This window comes from Vibrio splendidus, assembly GCF_001557875.1.
Classification (GTDB): domain Bacteria; phylum Pseudomonadota; class Gammaproteobacteria; order Enterobacterales; family Vibrionaceae; genus Vibrio; species Vibrio splendidus_F.
This window is the reverse complement of sequence record NZ_LNRF01000004.1, coordinates 369,996-389,063: the sequence shown is the minus strand read 5'-3', so window position 1 is coordinate 389,063 and position 19,068 is coordinate 369,996. Positions and strand designations below refer to the sequence as shown.

Below are 19,068 nucleotides of genomic sequence, written 5' to 3'. Positions count from 1 at the left end.
AGTACCTAATGTTCGTACTTGAATTATAGCTGATACCAAATAGGACCAATCATGTCGCCCATTAGGAAGTTCGCAAATTGCAGAACAATGAACAGAACTAACACGCTTAGGTCGAAACCACCCATGTCTGGAAGGATACGGCGGATAGGTACTAACATTGGCTCAGTCAGTTGATGAAACACGTACTCGATTGGGCTACGACCTTGGCTTACCCAACTTAGGATTGCACGGATAAGTAGAACCCAGAAAATTAAACCACCAGCCGCTTTGAGCAGAGACAGTGCGCCAAAGATAAGGAAGCTAATATCGAAAACGGCAGCGCCGCCAGAGATAATAAGGTTTAAAGCAACGAACTTAAGTACACACAGCACATAAGCAAAAACAACCGTCGCCAGATCTAGGCTGCCAATTGATGGAATAACTCGGCGTAGTGGGGCAACAACCGGTTGTGTCGCTTTTACGATGAATTGTGAGAATGGGTTGTAGAAATCTGCACGTGATGCTTGTAGCCAGATACGCAAGATCACAACCATGATGTAAAGATCAAAAACGGTCGAGATCAGAAAGCTCATCGAGTTCATATTGTTTCCTTTTTCGGATTTACTTGTCGCTTAGATATAAATTGAGCGACAAAATGCTTAAAACAGTTTTTCCATCTCTTCAGCTCGAGCAACCGCCGCTTGCATGGCTTTGGCTACGATGTCTGATAGTTGATGTTCGTTAAACGTGCGTAGTGCTTCTGCGGTCGTGCCGCCTTTTGATGTCACTTGTTCACGCAGTGTAGATAATTCAGTATTTGGATTCGCTACCACCATCTCTGCCGCGCCTAATGCAGACTGCTGAACTAACTTACGAGCGGTTTCTTGGTCGAAGCCTTGGTTGACTGCTTCTGCTTGCATCGCTTCCATAAACAGGAAGAAGTAAGCTGGAGCACTGCCCGCCGCCGCAATGATGTTGTTGATGCCAGACTCTTGTTCAACCCAGCTTACCTCACCAACAGCTTGCATTAGCTGAGAAGCGAAGTCTTTATCATCTTGGCTGACCGTTGAATCAGCATAAAGACCACTCATCCCTTTACCAAGCAGTGATGGCGTGTTTGGCATCACACGTACAAGGTTCAGTTGGCAGTTTAACATCTCATTGAGTCGATTCGCACTAATACCCGCGGCAATGGAGATAACCAGTTTGTTGCTGAAGTCGATATCTTGTAAGGGGCTACATACATCAGCCATCATTTGTGGCTTCACTGATAACACCACAACGTCTGCTTGCTCTGCTGCTGCAATATTATCGCTGGTGGTATTGATGCCGTATTCTTGTTCTAACGGCAGCCTTCTGGTTTCTGAAGGGGCTGTAGCAGTAACCTTTTGCGCTGGGTAACCACTCGCTACCAAGCCCGCTACAATTGAGCGAACCATGTTTCCCGCCCCAATAAAGGCGATGTTCTTATGTTCCATATATAAAATCCTGAGCGTGTCGCTGCGCGGATAAGGCGAAGCGGTATCAATACTTGTACTTATCGTTGGTTACTTACAACGGCTATTTCGCGTAATCACGAGCGCCGAAAATAGCCGTTCCAATGCGAACCATTGTGCTACCAGCCTCAACTGCTGCATCCATATCACCACTCATCCCCATCGAAAGGGTATCAATGTCTGAATACTTCGCGGCTAGCTTGTCTTTAAGCTCTGCCAGTTGAGAAAATGCATTAAGCTGAGATTGATAGTCAGATACGTTTGCAGGAATCGACATCAATCCTCTTAAAGTGAGGTTGGGGAGCGATGAAATCAACTCCGCGAGTGCAAAAACTGTCTCTTCTGACGTTCCAGACTTGGACTCTTCACCACTGGTGTTTACCTGAATCAAAACTTGCAAAGGTGGAAGTTCGCTTGGGCGTTGATCATTAAGCCTTTGTGCGATCTTATCGCGATCTACGGAATGCACCCATTGGAAGCTTTCCGCGATTGGACGGGTTTTATTGGATTGAATTGGACCAATAAAATGCCACTCTAAATTTAGGTTAGAATGTTGTTCTGAAAAGTGTTTTACTTTATCAACACCTTCTTGAACATAGTTTTCACCAAAGGCAACTTGACCTCCAAGTGCGGCTTCTAGAATTGCATCAATAGGTTTAGTTTTGCTGACGGCTAAAAGTTGCACGGAGTCTGGAGCTCGTCCGCACTTTTGCTCAGCACTACGAATCTGTGAGGTGATTTGTTCGATATTTTGTTGAATACTACTCATAGCTGACTTTACTTAAGGGAAAATAAATGGATATCACTGAGTTACTAGATTTTAGTGTAAAGCATAACGCGTCAGATCTACATCTTTCTGCGGGTGTATCTCCAATGGTACGTATAGATGGTGAAGTAAGGAAGCTTGGAATCCCAGCTTTGAGTCATGCTGATGTGCATCGTTTGGTTTTTGAGATCATGAGCGATTCACAACGCGGTGAGTTTGAAGAAAAATTGGAAGTCGATTTCTCTTTTGAATTACCCAATGTTGGCCGTTTCCGTGTGAATGCTTTTAACCAAGCACGTGGTTGCTCAGCTGTCTTTCGAACTATCCCTGTAGAGATCCCAACTTTAGATGAGTTAGGTGCGCCTGAGATCTTTGAAAAGATTGCTAACTACGAAAAAGGTTTAGTGCTTGTCACTGGCCCTACTGGCTCTGGTAAATCGACGACTCTCGCGGCGATGGTTGATTACGTAAACCGCAACCACAATAAGCACATCCTGACGATCGAAGACCCAATTGAATTCGTTCATACCAACAATAAATGCCTTGTTAACCAGCGTGAAGTTCATCGTGATACTCACAGCTTTAAAGCGGCGCTGCGCAGCGCGTTACGTGAAGACCCAGACGTTATTCTTGTGGGTGAGCTTCGTGACCAAGAGACCATTAGCTTAGCGCTAACCGCAGCAGAAACTGGTCACTTGGTTTTTGGTACTCTGCATACCAGCTCCGCGGCTAAAACTATAGACCGTATTATCGATGTATTCCCGGGTAGCGACAAAGACATGGTGCGTTCAATGCTGTCCGAGTCGTTGCGCTCTGTGATTGCTCAGAAGCTGCTAAAGCGTGTTGGTGGCGGTCGTATCGCGTGTCATGAAATCATGATGGCGACACCTGCGATCAGAAACCTGATTCGTGAAGACAAGGTTGCGCAGATGTATTCGATCATTCAAACGGGTGCAGCACATGGTATGCAAACCATGGAGCAAAATGCGAAGCAGCTAATGGCTCAAGGCTTGGTTGATTCGGAAGAGGTCGAGAGAAAGATCGAAATTGAAACCTCAATGTTTTAATCAAGGTGAACAAAATGGAATTGAATCAAATCCTTGAAGGGATGCTGTCTCAAAAAGCATCGGATCTTTATATCACCGTTGATGCGCCTATCCTGTTTCGTGTTGATGGTGAATTGCGACCTCAAGGAGGTAAGCTGAATGCGGCTCAGGTTGCCCAATTACTTGATGCGATGATGGAACAAGACCGACGTGATGAGTATCAGCAAACGCGTGAGGCAAACTTTGCCATTGTGCGTGAATTTGGTCGCTTTCGTGTCAGTGCATTCTTTCAACGAGAGCTGCCTGGAGCGGTCATTCGACGTATTGAGACTAACATCCCAACCTTTGAGCAACTAAAGCTTCCTGATGTACTACAGGACCTTTCAATTGCTAAGCGCGGACTTGTGCTGGTGGTTGGTGCGACTGGCTCTGGTAAATCGACCTCGATGGCTGCGATGACAGGCTATCGCAATACCAATCGTTCAGGTCATATCTTAACGGTTGAAGACCCGATTGAATTCGTCCATGAGCATAAAAAATGTATCGTGACTCAGCGTGAGGTCGGGCTCGACACCGAGAGCTACGAAGTCGCACTTAAGAACTCGTTACGCCAAGCACCAGATATGATTTTGATTGGAGAAATCCGTAGCCGTGAAACCATGGAATATGCGATGACCTTTGCTGAGACTGGTCACCTGTGTATGGCAACTTTGCACGCGAATAACGCTAACCAAGCGCTAGAGCGTATTCTTCACTTGGTGCCAAAAGAGCAGAAAGAACAGTTCCTATTTGATCTGTCGATGAATCTGCGTGGTGTGGTCGCTCAGCAGTTAATCCGAGATAAGAATGGCAGCGGCCGTCATGGTGTGTTTGAAATTTTACTTAACAGCCCACGAGTGTCTGACTTAATTCGTCGCGGTGAGCTGCACGAGCTAAAAGCAACAATGGCGAAATCGAAAGAGATTGGGATGCAGACCTTTGACCAAGCTTTGTATGATTTAGTTGTAGCAGGCAAGATCAGCGAAGAGGATGCGTTTCACAGTGCTGACTCTGCTAATGACTTACGTTTGATGTTAAAAACCAGACGTGGAGATGATGACTACGGGACTGGTGCTTTGGCTGGGGTGAAGATAGACATGGGTTAGGTTGAATGCCTAGTGTCTGGTACAAATAAAAAACCCGCTTAAGATACGGGTTTTTTATGAAGTGAATAAATTAGTGATGAGCAAAACGGTTGTTGTCGTTCGAGTAGCCACGCTCTTTCTCTAATTTAATTTTAGTTGGATATTGTTCGCCAGTGTAACCCGCTGAATCACCCATTGAACTGCATGCTGAAATGGTTAGAGCGGCGAAGATTGCTAGAAAAATTTTCATGTGAACTCCCACGTTCTGATTTTGAATTGCATCGACATTACGACGTGAAATTCGCTCGGGATCACAAATTAGTTCAATTTTCGCTCACTTAATTTTCGTTAAGAATATTGTGCTTCAAACCAACTTTCTAGAATAACAACAGCGGACTGATTATCCACATTGCCCTTACTTAATGCTTTATAGCCACCCATGTCAAAAAGGTCAGCTCTTGCTTCTGCGGTTGATAATCTCTCATCATGCAATTCAACATCGACACCAAAGCGCCCTTTTAGGCGATTGGCAAACTTCTTTGCTCTAGGTGTGATGGTTGCTAGATCTTTACCATGAAGGTCGGTAGGAAGGCCAACCACAATAAGGTTCGGCTGCCACTCTTTTATTTGCTTTTCAATATCGTCCCAGTTGGGGATGCCATCTTTGGCTTTAAAGGCTTTTAGAGGGCTTGCGGTGCCCGTGATTTCTTGTCCTATCGCACTACCGATACTTTTTGTTCCGTAGTCAAATGCCATAATTGTTCGTGACATGGGGTTTCCAAATTAATCTGTGTTTGAGAGTGTCTGTTTATTTTATTTAGCTGATTTGAGCTAGGCGTGACCAGCGTCTGCTGAAAGCTGAGCCGCATTAATGCCTAACATCTGCACGGCAACTTTCCAGCGGTCAGAAATCGGTGTATCGAAGATGACCTTCGGATCGGCTTCAACAGTTAACCATGAGTTCTCGGTCAGTTCGGTTTCCAGTTGTCCCGGCTCCCATCCCGCATAACCAAGTGCGACTAAATAATTCATCGGCTCATCTTCTGTGCCCAACACCATCAAGATATCTTTTGAGGTTGTCACCGAGATTTGATCTGTCATGTTGATGCTGGATTGATAGCTGCCTTTAGGTTTATGCAAAATAAACCCACGGTCTTCTGCGACCGGTCCACCGTTCAATACTGGCTTATCAAGACTTGCTTGATTGGACTTCGGCTGCTCAGAATCAACCTCAACTTGCTTAAGCATGCTTCCGACAGTCACATCGATAGGGGCGTTGATCATTAAGCCCATCGCACCTTCGTCGTTGTGCTCACAAAGGTAAATTACCGAATTTTGAAAGTAAGGGTCTTTCATTCCGGGCATAGCAACCAGAAAGTGGTTCGTTAAATTCATAGAGCCTCCTGCCAGTGTGTTCCCAGTAAAGGAAAAAGAGCGGCGTTAAGCCGCTCATTGATTCTGTGCCTATTTACTTCGTGTTTGCGAATAGCTAAGGCTTTCTTTAGTTTAGGCTATTTAGCGTTAATGCGACGCTCGATAGCGTCCATTAATTTACCTGTTACCGAAATATCAAAAGCAGCTTCAATTTCACGGATACAAGTAGGACTAGTCACGTTAATTTCTGTTAGCTTGTCACCGATAACATCAAGTCCTACAAAGATTAAGCCTTTCTCTTTTAGTGAAGGAGCGACTGCTCGTGCGATAGCCCAGTCTGTTTCACTTAACGGACGAGCTTCACCTGTACCGCCAGCTGCTAGGTTGCCGCGAGTTTCCCCTTTCGCTGGAATACGAGCTAGGCAGTAAGGCATTGGCTCACCGTCAACCACAAGAATACGCTTATCACCATTGCTGATGTCAGGAACAAAGGTTTGTGCCATTGCGTAGTTTTGACCGTGGTTCGTCAGTGTTTCAATAATCACAGATACGTTTGGATCGCCTTCCTTCACGCGGAAGATAGATGCACCACCCATACCATCAAGTGGTTTTAGGATCACGTCACCATGCTTCTCACGAAACTCTTTAATCTTTTCAGCTTTACGAGTCACGATGGTAGTGGGTGTTAGCTCTGGAAACCAAGCCGTGAACAACTTTTCGTTACAGTCACGTAGGCTTTGTGGCTTGTTTACGATCAGTGCACCGTTTTCTTCAGCACGCTCAAGAATGTAGGTCGCGTAAATGTACTCAGTATCAAACGGAGGATCTTTACGCATCAATACTGCATCTAAATCAGATAGCGCGATTGTCTGCTCTGACTTGAATTCGTACCAACCATTTGGATCTTCTTTTAGTTCTACAACCTTAGTGTCAGCAATGGCTACGCCTTGATCTAAGTGTAGATCATCCATTTCCATGTAATGGATTTCGTAACCACGACGCTGAGCTTCAAGCATCATGGCAAAGCTAGAGTCTTTTTTGATGTTAATGGATGAAATTGGATCCATTACGATGCCAAGTTTGATCATTTCTTTCTCCTAGCCTAGATCGCCAAAACGGACTTGTAAGGCAGTAATTGCGGTTAGAGCAGCTGTCTCGGTACGAAGTACACGTGGGCCGAGTAGTGTTTCTTCAAATTTATATTGTTCTGTCATGCCGATTTCTTCAGCGGACAGTCCACCTTCAGGACCAATCAGTAGGCGCACCTTGTTGATGGGTTCCGGAAGGGTGTTAATCGAGTATTTTGCACGAGGGTGCAGGTTTAGCTTTAGTGCTTCACTTGGTTCGCTGCACCACTCTTCAAGTTGCATGATTGGGCGAATGACAGGAACCGTATTGCGGCCACACTGTTCACATGCCGCGATAGCAATCTTTTGCCACTGTGCGAGTTTTTTCTCGAAGCGTTTTGTATCAAGCTTAACACCACAGCGCTCAGAAATTAGAGGGGTAATGGTGTTCACACCAAGCTCAACCGATTTCTGAATCGTGAACTCCATTTTATCGCCACGTGAAATCACTTGGCCTAAATGTAAGTCTAACGGAGATTCGCTGCTGCGCTCGATGCGTTCAGAAACATTAACGGTGACATTTTTCTTTGATACTTCAGCTATCGTCGCAGGGAATTCAGCGCCACTGCCGTCAAATAGAAGGACTTCTTGGCCTTCTTTCATGCGAAGGACACGACCAACATGACCCGCGGCATCTTCGCCTAAAGCGAGTGAACCTAACTGATGAATGCGTTCTGGGTGATGGATACGAGGGATTCTCATGTTGGTAAACCTATAAATATGTTCATTTGGGTATTTTGTCTCTGCCTAACATGGATGCTTTTAGTTGAAAAAACAAGGGTAGAGCAAGAGTTTCAGGGGCAATTCTGAAACTCTTGTTTGAGATAGCTAGGAATGTTGATTGTACGAGCTATGTTATTTACAAGCAGGGTAAACAAATGGGTTGTGATTACCTTGGATGGCATAGATTCGCTCATCACGAGTACATTCCCACTTGTCGACAGGATATTGCTTGTTCCACGCCATCATCAGGCTGGTTTGTTGCTTCGATAGTTTGAAACCATACTCTTGGCTCATGTAAAGGTAGGTACGCGCGATAGAGCCTTTTGCTCTGTCTGGCGGCATAACCTTACGCTGTTTGAAGTTGACCTGCATTTCACACTGGCCATAGCTCACGCCATCCATTCCATTCCACTGGCTGAAGTTGTAGTTCGAACGGTCACCATTTACTTCACCGATGGCTGGCGTTAGGTTGTGGAGATCGGCTTCCATGGACTTGAATATTTTGTCATTGCGAGTGCAGTTCTTGCGCCCGCCATCTTGCCAGCACTGACGCTGGTGGCCGAATTGCCAAGCTGGAACCACGTGTTCCCACTCAATTCGACTCGCTCGCTTTTGTTGTTTTCGGACTTGATAACCACAGCCGTCAAGGTCGGGAATCCCTTTCTTTTTGTCCTTCCATGTAATGTCACAGCCACAATAAAATGAAGTTGGGTGGTCGAGATAAATCTTCACAGCTTCTCTTTTTGCTTTGGAGAATGAGCTCGGTGGTGCGGCGAAAGTGCTTTGGGTTACCAGTAGGCCAAATACTATTGATAAGTAAAAAGACACAGGTAGACCAAATGCTTTGAAGGTGAGTTTTTGCATAGAAAAAGACTGATAAAAGTATGATAAACATCAGTCTAGCACTCAAAGGATGAGTTTCTCCATTACATTTCTATCATCAACTTAATCGAGTGTAGCTTTCTGAAATAAAAAGGATGGGGTTACCAAATCGAATAGGTGCGAGTCTAGGACTTTAGCTGAGCTGTGTGCCTGTGAAGGATAAGGTTTGATTGCATTGCTGGCAGCGATAGGTCGATTGATTTCGAAGTACTTTATTGTGTCGTCTGATTGATAATGGGTAAGTGGTGCACTCACATCTATACTCAAAGGTTTTCCCTTGAACTGAAGCTATTTCAAAGCTGTGGGTCGTTCTGGCTGGCACGTTGAATACTTTTTCCATCACGTATTTCCACTCGTTTCCGTGAGGCCTAACACGTCCAAATACCTGATACGTGATCAGGTGTGCGAGTTCATGCGGCACGACCTCGTTGATGAAGGCGTCTTCATTTTCAGAGAATAGTACGTGATTGAGCTTAATTTCGTTGAGCTGAAGGTAGGCCTTTCCCGCCGCTTTGCCTCTTAACTTGAAGGTAATAATTGGGTGTGGAAATTCACGAGAGAAATGTTTATTTGCGATAGCTAGGCACTCGGCCAATTTTTTATTTGCTCGATGCTGTTGCGGGGTGTAAGACAAACGTTGTTAACTCCAAATAAAAGGCCTCAGCGTTTAAGCTAAGGCCTCATCATAACATTGCTTGTTGATCTAGCGATGCTTTACACGTGATGTTTTTTCTTAATTATCTCGTGATAAGCGTGCCATGTACCATAACCAAGTAGCGGCATGGTGACGATCATTCCAATGCCGTAGGTGGCAAAACCCACCAGAATACCGGCACAAATAATACTTGCCCAAACCACCATTGCAGGAATGTTCGATTTCACGGCATTAAAGCTAGTGAAAATCGCACTCATCACATCAACGCGTCTCTCCATCATTAACGGAATTGAAAATGCTGAGATGCTAAATATGAGGCTTGCGATAACAAAACCAATCACAGAACCCGTAATTAAGAAGGGAGCGAACTCAGCCAATGGTGCACCTTGCACTGAAGGGTAGAGTGCGTGCAATAACGCAGCGATACGCATCCAGAATATCATCGCAACCATCAATACAATCGCAAAGGCCCATTGGTGGGTGGAGTTGCGAGTAATGGCTTTCATCGAGTGCAGTAGGCTGGCGTTGTGGCCTTTTTCTCTTTCCCAGGCTGCGTCATATAAGCCCAGAGCAAGAAATGGCCCTATCAGCATGTACACGATCAGGCTTGGCATTACGACCAAGTGCGTTCCTTGCCATTGGACAAGTTGAACAATCGCAATTGCCGCTCCCATAAAGCACAATCCGTAAAATGCGCTGATTAATGGCATTCTCACTAAGTCATGCAGAGCAAGCGACAACCAATGAAAGGGTGCGGAAATACTGATTTGGTTGCAAGGAATGGTGCGAGCGTAATCCTTATCGCTGACCTTGTGTTTTTTATCGTTCAGTTCGGATGGGTGCGCGGTACGAGGCATAGATCCCCCTAGTTAAATAACGTCCTAGTTATAATCCCATAAGGCTCATCGATGTGGCTTGTGTGAGAGTTATGGTGTTGAGCTAAATTGCTCTCTGTCATCCCAGTTATTGCTCTAGCGTGCATTTAACGAGCGTTATCAGACTGAATTAATTTAAGTTAAATGTGAGCTTGATCGCCTAGGAGTTACCTTAACTATTGTCAGTAGTGCTAGAAAACACAAATTATCAGCGGCTTTTTATACTAAGTGGTTAACGGTAAAGAAGGGCGTTGGAGAAGGGTATTGTGAGTGAAAGTTCGGTAAGTACATAAAAATAAAGCCCTTACTAAGAAGTAAGGGCTTTAAAGAAACAAATCGCAGTGGCTAAATTATTTTAGGCCAGCGAAGTCCGCAAGGATTGCTGCTTTGTCAGTCGCTTCCCAAGGGAACTCTTCACGACCGAAGTGACCGTATGCCGCTGTCTGCTTGTAGATAGGCTGAAGAAGGTTCAGCATCTCTTGAAGACCGTATGGACGTAGGTCGAAGTTTTGACGAACTGCTTCAATGATGATTTCGTGAGCTACTTTTTCAGTACCAAACGTTTCAACCATGATAGATGTTGGATCAGCAACACCGATAGCGTAAGACAGTTGAATCTCACAACGGTCGGCCATGCCAGCAGCAACGATGTTTTTAGCAACGTAACGAGCCGCGTAAGCTGCAGAACGGTCAACTTTTGATGGATCTTTACCAGAGAATGCACCGCCACCGTGACGAGCTGCGCCGCCGTAGGTATCAACGATGATCTTACGACCAGTTAGACCACAGTCACCCATTGGGCCACCGATTACGAAACGGCCTGTTGGGTTGATGAAGAAGTTAGTGTCTTTGTTGATCCACTCAGCAGGAAGTACTGGCTTGATGATCTCTTCCATTACTGCTTCACGTAGGTCAGGTGTTGTTACTGAATCGCAGTGTTGAGTCGAAAGAACAACAGCGTCGATACCAACGATCTTACCCTGGTCGTATTGGAACGTAACTTGAGATTTCGCATCTGGGCGAAGGAAGTCAAGCTTACCGCTCTTACGTACTTCAGCTTGCTTCTTAACAAGAAGGTGAGAGTAAGTAATTGGAGCTGGCATTAGGATAGGTGTTTCGTTAGTCGCGTAACCAAACATGATACCTTGGTCGCCTGCGCCTTGCTCTTTAGGGTCTTCTTTATCAACACCTTGGTTGATGTCTGGAGACTGCTTACCAATTGTGTTTAGAACAGCACAAGAGTCAGCGTCAAAGCCCATATCAGAATGAACGTAACCAATTTCACGTACTGTTTCACGAGTGATTTCTTCGATATCAACCCATGCAGACGTTGTCACTTCACCGCCAACCATAACCATGCCGGTTTTAACGTAAGTCTCACAAGCAACACGTGCTTTTGGATCTTGTTCCAAGATGGCATCAAGAACAGCATCAGAGATTTGGTCTGCAATTTTATCTGGATGGCCTTCTGAAACAGATTCAGAAGTGAATAGGTGCTTAGCCATGAGAGCTCCACTTTTAGTTTTTGGTGTAAATAGTTTATGGCGTCGCAAGCCAGGAAGCGCCGCCATTAAATACAGTATATTTTGTAGGTGTTTCTACATCTAGACGGCTATTCTAAATTCCAGCGGTCGAATTACAAGCTCTTTTTTATGATATGTCATAACTAAACGTTTGCGTCTTGATCAGGGTAAGCCATTGCTAGGTGATGTAAATGTTCGAAAATTGCGAAAAATGACTGTTAAAATGCCAGTAAAACGTTTGCAGTAGCAATAGTCGTTTGAGAGAATACCCGCGCTAATAAAAATGAAAACTTTAGCAATTATCTCTTTTTTAAATCGCTTATGTACTCAGGAGCAGACATGCCTTCTCGTAAAGATCTAGCCAATGCAATCCGCGCACTTAGCATGGACGGTGTTCAACAAGCAAATTCAGGCCACCCAGGCGCACCTATGGGTATGGCTGACATCGCTGAAGTTCTTTGGCGTGGCCACTTGAACCACAACCCAGCAAACCCAGAGTGGGCTGACCGCGACCGTTTTATTCTGTCTAACGGCCACGGCTCAATGTTGATTTACTCTCTGCTTCACCTTGCAGGTTACGAGCTTTCAATTGAAGACCTGAAAAACTTCCGTCAACTGCACTCTAAGACTCCAGGTCACCCAGAGTACGGTTACGCTCCTGGTATCGAGACAACGACTGGTCCTCTAGGTCAAGGCATCACTAACGCTGTTGGTATGGCAATGGCTGAGAAAGCACTGGCTGCGCAGTTCAACAAAGAAGGCCACGACATCGTAGACCACTACACTTATGCATTCATGGGTGATGGCTGTCTGATGGAAGGTATCTCTCACGAAGCATGTTCTCTAGCAGGTACGCTTGGTCTTGGTAAGCTGGTTGCTTTCTGGGATGACAACGGTATCTCTATTGATGGTGAAGTTGAAGGTTGGTTCTCTGACGATACACCTAAGCGTTTTGAAGCTTACGGCTGGCATGTAATCCCAGCAGTAGATGGTCACGACTCTGATGCTATCAACGCTGCTATTGAAGCGGCTAAAGCAGATCCTCGCCCAACACTTATCTGTACTAAAACTATTATCGGTTTTGGTTCGCCAAACAAAGCGGGTACGCACGACTGTCACGGTGCTCCACTAGGTGCTGATGAAATCACCGCAACTAAAGCTGCGTTGGGTTGGGAACACGGTCCTTTCGAAATTCCAGCAGATATCGCAGCTGAGTGGAATGCGAAAGAAGCAGGCGCGGCTAAAGAAGCAGCGTGGAATGCTAAGTTTGACGCATACGCAGCGGCTTACCCTGAGCTAGCAGCTGAATTCAAACGTCGTACTAACGGCGAACTACCAGCTGATTGGGAAGAGAAAGCAAGCGCAATCATTGCTGATCTTCAAGCTAACCCAGCAAACATCGCTTCACGTAAAGCATCTCAAAACGCACTAGAAGCGTTTGGTCAAATGCTTCCAGAATTCATGGGCGGTTCTGCTGACCTTGCGCCTTCGAATCTAACCATGTGGTCTGGTTCTAAGTCTCTTGAAGCAACTGACTTCTCTGGTAACTACATTCACTACGGTGTACGTGAGTTCGGTATGACGGCGATCATGAACGGTATCGCTCTGCATGGTGGTTTCGTACCATACGGCGCAACATTCCTAATGTTCATGGAATACGCGCGTAACGCAATGCGTATGGCTGCTCTGATGAAAGTTCAGAATATCCAAGTTTACACACACGACTCAATCGGCCTAGGCGAAGATGGTCCTACTCACCAACCTGTAGAGCAGATCGCTTCTCTACGTTTGACTCCAAACATGAGCACATGGCGCCCATGTGACCAAGTTGAGTCTGCAGTGGCTTGGAAACTGGCAATCGAGCGTAAAGATGGCCCTACATCTCTTATCTTCTCTCGTCAAAATCTTGCACAACAAGATCGTGACGCTGAGCAAGTAGCAAACATCGCTAAGGGTGGTTACATCCTGAAAGATTGTGCTGGTAAGCCAGAGCTAATCATCATTGCAACAGGTTCAGAAGTTGAGCTTGCAGTTGAAGCAGCTGCGCAACTAACCGCTGAAGGTAAAGCAGTACGCGTAGTATCTATGCCTGCAACTGACGCGTTCGACAAGCAAGATGCTGAATACCGTGAGTCTGTACTTCCATCTGACGTTACTGCTCGTATCGCAGTAGAAGCTGGCATCGCTGACTTCTGGTACAAGTACGTTGGTTTCGGTGGCAAGATCATCGGTATGACAACGTTCGGCGAATCTGCACCAGCAGGTGAGCTATTCAAGATGTTTGGTTTCACTACTGAAAACGTAGTAAACACAGCAAAAGAGCTTCTTGCTTAATCATTAATTGCTAGCCTAGTGCGAATAATGTAATGAATGAAAAAACCGAGCGCTTCGCTCGGTTTTTTGTATCTGGGATTTGTTTCTTCTAGGCTTATCTCTACAAGCAACAGATTAACCTGTCCTAACTAAACGGGGTTATTCAAGTAATGCCTTTTGGGTAGGATTCAGTTATCATCTGTTGCACGAAATTTTGGTTAGATGTACGGAACTATGCTAAAAGTCGCGATAAACGGATTTGGAAGAATAGGGCGTAATGTATTGCGCGCTGTTTATGAAAGTGGCAAAAGCCAACAAATCAAAGTAGTAGCGGTCAATGAGCTTGCTCAGCCTGACGCTATGGCTCACCTATTACAGTACGACACCAGTCACGGCCGCTTCGGCAAGAAGATCTCCAACGACCAAGAGCACATCTATGTTCATCATGGTATTGGTGCTGAAGACAAGGGAGAGTTTGATACCATTCGTATCTTACACTTGGCTGATATTGAGCTGTTGCCTTGGCGTGACCTTGAGGTGGACATTGTCCTCGATTGCACGGGTGTTTATGGTTGCCGAGATGACGGTCTAGCGCACATCGCTGCTGGAGCTAAAAAGGTGCTGTTTTCACACCCAGGTGCTAATGACCTTGATAACACCATTATCTATGGTGTGAATCACGAGACCATCGAAGCCGACCATCGAATCGTTTCCAATGGTTCATGCACCACCAACTGTATTGTCCCTATCATTAAGGTTCTTGATGACGCCTTTGGCATCGAGTCCGGTACTATTACGACCATTCACTCTTCAATGAATGATCAACAAGTTATCGATGCGTACCACAGCGATTTGCGCCGTACTCGAGCAGCAAGTCAATCTATCATTCCTGTCGATACCAAGTTGCATAAAGGTATTGAAAGAATCTTCCCGAAATTTTCCAACAAATTTGAAGCGATATCTGTGCGCGTGCCGACGGTAAACGTCACTGCGATGGATTTAAGTGTCACAATTAATGCAAATGTGAAAGTTAATGACGTAAATCAAACCATTGTTAATGCATCCCAGTGTACATTACACAATATAGTTGACTATACTGAAGCGCCGCTCGTTTCCATCGACTTTAATCACGATCCCCATAGCGCAATCGTTGATGGTTCACAAACTCGAGTGAGCAACGGCCACTTAGTGAAAATGCTAGTGTGGTGTGACAATGAATGGGGCTTTGCGAACCGAATGCTGGATACGGTTCTTGCAATGCAAGCTTCTGAAGGCAAGAGGTAAGACCTAGAAGCAAATGTGCGGATTATTTATTTTTTAGCTTGAAATAAATACTAAGAGTCCACATATTATTAGTAGTGAAAGAATTACCAGTTGAATAATTTATAGGCTTAGCAGGGTTGCTGAGTTTCCAAAACTTTATATTTATTTAAATTTGAGAGGACAAATCATGTCTGTGATCAAGATGACTGACCTGGAACTTGCAGGTAAACGCGTATTTATCCGTGCTGACCTAAACGTACCAGTAAAAGACGGTAAAGTAACTTCAGATGCACGTATCCTTGCATCTCTACCAACTATCAAACTTTGCCTAGAAGCTGGCGCAAAGGTAATGGTTACTTCTCACCTTGGTCGTCCTACTGAAGGCGAATACAACGAAGAGTTCTCTCTAGCTCCTGTAGTTAACTACCTAAACGACGCACTAGACTGCGACGTTAAACTAGCGAAAGATTACGTAAACGGCCTAGAGCTAAACGCTGGTGAACTAGTTGTTCTTGAAAACGTTCGCTTTAACAAAGGCGAGAAGAAGAACGAAGAAGCGCTTTCTAAGCAATACGCTGCACTATGTGACATCTTCGTAATGGATGCATTCGGTACAGCTCACCGTGCTCAAGCTTCTACACACGGCGTTGGTACTTACGCTCCTGTAGCATGTGCTGGCCCTCTTCTAGCTGCTGAGCTTGAAGCTCTTGGTAAAGCAATGGACAACCCAGCTCGCCCACTAGTGGCTATCGTTGGTGGTTCTAAGGTTTCTACTAAACTAACCGTTCTAGAATCTCTTTCTAAAATTGCTGACCAGCTTGTTGTTGGTGGTGGTATCGCGAACACATTCATCGCTGCTGAAGGCCACAACGTAGGTAAGTCTCTGTACGAAGCTGACCTAGTTGAAACGGCTCAAAAGCTAATGAAAGAGTGTGCTATCCCAGTTGCGACTGACGTTGCATGTGCTAAAGCATTCGACGAAAACGCAGAAGCTGAAATCAAGCACGTTTCTGAAGTTCAAGACGACGATATGATCTTCGACCTTGGTCCAGATTCAACTGCGGCACTAGCTGAGATCATCGGCAACGCTAAAACTATCCTTTGGAACGGCCCTGTAGGCGTATTCGAATTCAAGAACTTCGAAGCGGGTACAGCTGGTATCTCTAAAGCAATCGCTGAGTCTGCAGGTTTCTCTGTAGCAGGTGGTGGTGACACGCTAGCAGCTATCGACAAGTTCGGTATCAAAGCGGACGTTTCTTACATCTCTACTGGCGGTGGCGCTTTCCTTGAATTCGTTGAAGGTAAAGTACTTCCTGCAGTAGCAATGCTTGAAGAGCGTGCTAAAGCATAATTGATTTAGAAAGGCGAGATGTGAATCTCGCCTTTTAACGTTTGCTGCATATCACAGTTTTTTGCTAGAATGGCACAAGTTGTGAGCAAACGATTGCAAGTTTTTGAACTTAAGTTTTTTAATCTTAAAACGATAGAATAAATAGGACTATTTCCATGTCTAAGATCTTCGATTTTGTAAAACCTGGTGTAATTTCTGGCGATGACGTACAGAAAGTATTTGAAATCGCAAAAGAGAACAAGTTTGCACTTCCTGCTGTAAACGTTGTTAACACTGATTCAATCAACGGTGTTCTAGAAGCAGCAGCTAAAGTTAAAGCTCCTGTTGTTGTTCAGTTCTCTAACGGCGGTGCTGGTTTCTTCGCTGGTAAAGGCGTTAAACTTGAAGGTCAAGGCGCACAAATCCTTGGCGCTGTTGCTGGTGCAAAATACGTACACGCTGTTGCTGAGTCTTACGGTGTTCCAGTTATCCTGCACACTGACCACGCTGCTAAGAAACTTCTTCCATGGATCGACGGTCTACTAGACGCTGGTGAAGAGTTCTTCGCACAAACTGGTAAGCCTCTTTTCTCTTCTCACATGATCGATCTTTCTGAAGAGTCTCTAGAAGAGAACATCGAAACATGTGCTAAGTACCTAGAGCGCATGGCTAAAATGAACATGACTCTAGAAATCGAACTAGGTTGTACTGGTGGTGAAGAAGATGGCGTTGATAACTCTGATATGGACGCATCTGAGCTTTACACTTCTCCTGAAGATGTAGCTTACGCTTACGAAATCCTAAACGCAGTTAGCCCTCGTTTCACTATCGCGGCTTCTTTCGGTAACGTACACGGTGTTTACCAAGCAGGTAACGTTGTACTAACTCCAACTATCCTACGTGATTCTCAAGCATACTGTGCAGAGAAGTTCGGTATCGCACCTAACGCTCTAAACTTCGTATTCCACGGTGGTTCTGGTTCTTCTGAAGCAGAAATCCAAGAGTCTATCGGTTACGGTGTTATCAAAATGAACATCGATACTGATACACAGTGGGCAACTTGGGATGGTATCCGTACTTACTCTGCTGAAAACTTCGATTACCTACAAGGTCAAATCGGTAACCCTAAAGGCGAAGACCAACCAAACAAGAAGTTCTACGATCCACGCGTATGGCTACGTGCTGGTCAAGCTTCAATGGTTACTCGTCTTGAGAAAGCATTTGCTGACCTTAACGCTATCGACGTACTATAATTCTTTGAATTAAGTACTCTTTAAGTTTTAAAAACCCGCTCATTGAGCGGGTTTTTTTATATCTGATAAAAACTTGTATTAAATATGTGAAAACCCTAGCCTACTGTGAATAAATTTCGTAGTCTTTTAATTATCGGTATTTGTGTTTATTGGTAAGTTTTATTAATTAAAAAGCTTACATAAATATGACTTTGCAATCTGTCAAAGATAGGATATCGTGCCAGAAAATCTGAACTTGGTTCAGTTTATAAAAAGGACTTGGCTTTAATTTACTTTTAACACAATGACTTAATGTAAGTTTGTCAGTTGGTTTTGTTGCGGAGTAAATTAGGCTTAAGGCAGTTTAGCTCATAGCATATTATATAGAGGATGCACATTATGGCTGATAGTTCGACAGCGCTTGAGACCCCAATTGTGGATGGTTTATCTCAAGCCGAGCAGTGGTTAACAAATAATTCTGATCTATTTATCCAATATGGCGTAAATATCATTTCAGCACTGATAATTCTATTTATTGGTAACCTGATTGTTAAAGCAGTAGCGAATAGTGTGGCTAAGGTTCTTCAGAAGAAGAAAATGGATCGAGCAGTTGTGGAATTTATCCACGGCTTAGTTCGTTACCTATTGTTCGTAATTGTTCTTATTGCTGCTCTTGGTCGCCTAGGTGTTCAAACTGCATCTGTCGTTGCTGTAATTGGTGCGGCTGGTTTAGCTGTTGGTCTTGCACTTCAAGGCTCACTATCTAACTTTGCTGCTGGTGTACTTATCGTTGCATTCCGTCCATTTAAGTCTGGTGACTATGTGGAAATTGGGGGGGTAGCGGGTTCAGTGGATTCAATTCAGATCTTCCAAACTGTTCTAACAACACCTGACAACAAAATGGTTGTAGTACCTAACGGCAGCGTTATTGGTAGTCCAATCACAAACTACTCTCGTCATGAGACGCGCCGTATTGATTTAATGATTGGTGTTTCTTACAACGCTGATCTTCAGAAGACAAAAGCGCTACTGACTAAGATTTGTGAATCTGATGAGCGTGTACTGAAAGAGCCTGGTGTTCAAGTTGGTGTTCACACGCTAGCGGACTCTTCTGTAAACTTCGTGGTTCGCCCATGGGTTAGTACTGCAGAGTACTGGAATGTTTACTTCGACCTGATGCAAGCAATCAAAGAAGGCTTGGATAAAGAAGGTATCGAAATTCCATTCCCGCAAATGGATGTACACATGAATAAAGTAGAAGCTTAATTTCTAGTTAATTTTTATAACTATAAGCTTTTGTAAGGAAAGGCGGATAACTTAGGTTATCCGCCTTTTTTGTTGGTTTTCTAAGAAAAACAGA

At 44.7% G+C, this 19,068-nt stretch carries 19 protein-coding genes; 7 read left to right on the top strand and 12 right to left on the bottom strand.

Annotation, left to right across the window (positions count from 1 at the left end; genetic code table 11):
* Positions 1-23: 23 nt before the first annotated feature.
* From ATB74_RS13115 to ATB74_RS13105, 3 genes are all read right to left on the bottom strand, one after another.
* A complete protein-coding gene (locus ATB74_RS13115; protein WP_017067798.1) occupies positions 24-581 on the bottom strand; it encodes a YggT family protein in 558 nt (185 codons plus the stop codon).
* A gap of 57 nt (positions 582-638) precedes the next feature.
* A complete protein-coding gene (proC, locus tag ATB74_RS13110; RefSeq protein WP_061018828.1) occupies positions 639-1,457 on the bottom strand; it encodes a pyrroline-5-carboxylate reductase in 819 nt (272 codons plus the stop codon).
* 82 nt (positions 1,458-1,539) lie between these two features.
* Positions 1,540-2,244, bottom strand: a complete 705-nt coding sequence (locus ATB74_RS13105; protein WP_060982715.1) for a YggS family pyridoxal phosphate-dependent enzyme — start codon at positions 2,242-2,244, stop codon at positions 1,540-1,542.
* Between the two features lie 26 nt (positions 2,245-2,270).
* On the opposite strand from ATB74_RS13105, the gene ATB74_RS13100 reads away from it, so the two are divergent.
* Together ATB74_RS13100 and ATB74_RS13095 are read left to right on the top strand one after the other, a co-directional pair.
* Positions 2,271-3,308 (top strand): type IV pilus twitching motility protein PilT, encoded by a 1,038-nt coding sequence (locus ATB74_RS13100; protein ID WP_061018825.1) that lies wholly within the window; start codon positions 2,271-2,273, stop codon positions 3,306-3,308.
* A 14-nt stretch (positions 3,309-3,322) separates the two neighbouring features.
* Positions 3,323-4,432, top strand: a complete 1,110-nt coding sequence (locus ATB74_RS13095; RefSeq protein WP_060982713.1) for a PilT/PilU family type 4a pilus ATPase — start codon at positions 3,323-3,325, stop codon at positions 4,430-4,432.
* Positions 4,433-4,502: 70 nt separating this feature from the next.
* On the opposite strand, the gene ATB74_RS24285 is transcribed toward ATB74_RS13095, so the two are convergent.
* The 9 genes from ATB74_RS24285 to metK all read right to left on the bottom strand — a co-directional run bounded on the left by ATB74_RS24285 (position 4,503) and on the right by metK (position 11,552).
* On the bottom strand, positions 4,503-4,661 hold the full coding sequence (locus tag ATB74_RS24285) for a hypothetical protein (protein WP_179946917.1): 159 nt from the start codon (positions 4,659-4,661) through the stop codon (positions 4,503-4,505).
* 98 nt (positions 4,662-4,759) lie between these two features.
* Entirely contained in the window at positions 4,760-5,182 is a 423-nt protein-coding gene (gene ruvX, locus ATB74_RS13090) for a Holliday junction resolvase RuvX (protein WP_048659417.1), read from the bottom strand.
* A gap of 60 nt (positions 5,183-5,242) precedes the next feature.
* Positions 5,243-5,806, bottom strand: a complete 564-nt coding sequence (locus ATB74_RS13085) for a YqgE/AlgH family protein (RefSeq protein ID WP_048611435.1) — start codon at positions 5,804-5,806, stop codon at positions 5,243-5,245.
* A 116-nt stretch (positions 5,807-5,922) separates the two neighbouring features.
* On the bottom strand, positions 5,923-6,873 hold the full coding sequence (gene gshB / locus ATB74_RS13080; RefSeq protein WP_061018824.1) for a glutathione synthase: 951 nt from the start codon (positions 6,871-6,873) through the stop codon (positions 5,923-5,925).
* Between the two features lie 9 nt (positions 6,874-6,882).
* Positions 6,883-7,614: a 16S rRNA (uracil(1498)-N(3))-methyltransferase gene (rsmE, locus tag ATB74_RS13075; protein ID WP_060982711.1), complete on the bottom strand. Its 732-nt coding sequence runs from the start codon at positions 7,612-7,614 to the stop codon at positions 6,883-6,885.
* A gap of 153 nt (positions 7,615-7,767) precedes the next feature.
* The gene (locus ATB74_RS13070; protein ID WP_061018822.1) at positions 7,768-8,499 is read right to left on the bottom strand and encodes an endonuclease; all 732 of its coding nucleotides are present in this window, start codon (positions 8,497-8,499) and stop codon (positions 7,768-7,770) included.
* Positions 8,500-8,650: 151 nt separating this feature from the next.
* Positions 8,651-9,151, bottom strand: a complete 501-nt coding sequence (locus tag ATB74_RS13065) for a SprT family zinc-dependent metalloprotease (protein WP_061018820.1) — start codon at positions 9,149-9,151, stop codon at positions 8,651-8,653.
* A gap of 80 nt (positions 9,152-9,231) precedes the next feature.
* Positions 9,232-10,029: a DUF2189 domain-containing protein gene (locus ATB74_RS13060; RefSeq protein WP_017067802.1), complete on the bottom strand. Its 798-nt coding sequence runs from the start codon at positions 10,027-10,029 to the stop codon at positions 9,232-9,234.
* A gap of 368 nt (positions 10,030-10,397) precedes the next feature.
* A complete protein-coding gene (metK, locus tag ATB74_RS13055) occupies positions 10,398-11,552 on the bottom strand; it encodes a methionine adenosyltransferase (protein ID WP_017062234.1) in 1,155 nt (384 codons plus the stop codon).
* A 357-nt stretch (positions 11,553-11,909) separates the two neighbouring features.
* Here metK and tkt point away from each other — a divergent pair, with 357 nt between their 5' ends.
* From tkt to mscS, 5 genes are all read left to right on the top strand, one after another.
* A complete protein-coding gene (tkt, locus tag ATB74_RS13050; RefSeq protein WP_061018818.1) occupies positions 11,910-13,904 on the top strand; it encodes a transketolase in 1,995 nt (664 codons plus the stop codon).
* Between the two features lie 213 nt (positions 13,905-14,117).
* The gene (gene epd / locus ATB74_RS13045; protein WP_061018816.1) at positions 14,118-15,167 is read left to right on the top strand and encodes an erythrose-4-phosphate dehydrogenase; all 1,050 of its coding nucleotides are present in this window, start codon (positions 14,118-14,120) and stop codon (positions 15,165-15,167) included.
* 166 nt (positions 15,168-15,333) lie between these two features.
* Positions 15,334-16,497 (top strand): phosphoglycerate kinase, encoded by a 1,164-nt coding sequence (locus ATB74_RS13040; RefSeq protein WP_048659410.1) that lies wholly within the window; start codon positions 15,334-15,336, stop codon positions 16,495-16,497.
* Positions 16,498-16,652: 155 nt separating this feature from the next.
* Positions 16,653-17,729 carry a class II fructose-bisphosphate aldolase gene (gene fbaA / locus ATB74_RS13035; RefSeq protein WP_060982706.1) on the top strand — a complete coding sequence of 359 codons (1,077 nt, stop codon included), beginning with the start codon at positions 16,653-16,655 and terminating at the stop codon, positions 17,727-17,729.
* Positions 17,730-18,107: 378 nt separating this feature from the next.
* The gene (gene mscS, locus ATB74_RS13030) at positions 18,108-18,974 is read left to right on the top strand and encodes a small-conductance mechanosensitive channel MscS (RefSeq protein ID WP_061018814.1); all 867 of its coding nucleotides are present in this window, start codon (positions 18,108-18,110) and stop codon (positions 18,972-18,974) included.
* Positions 18,975-19,068: the final 94 nt, after the last annotated feature.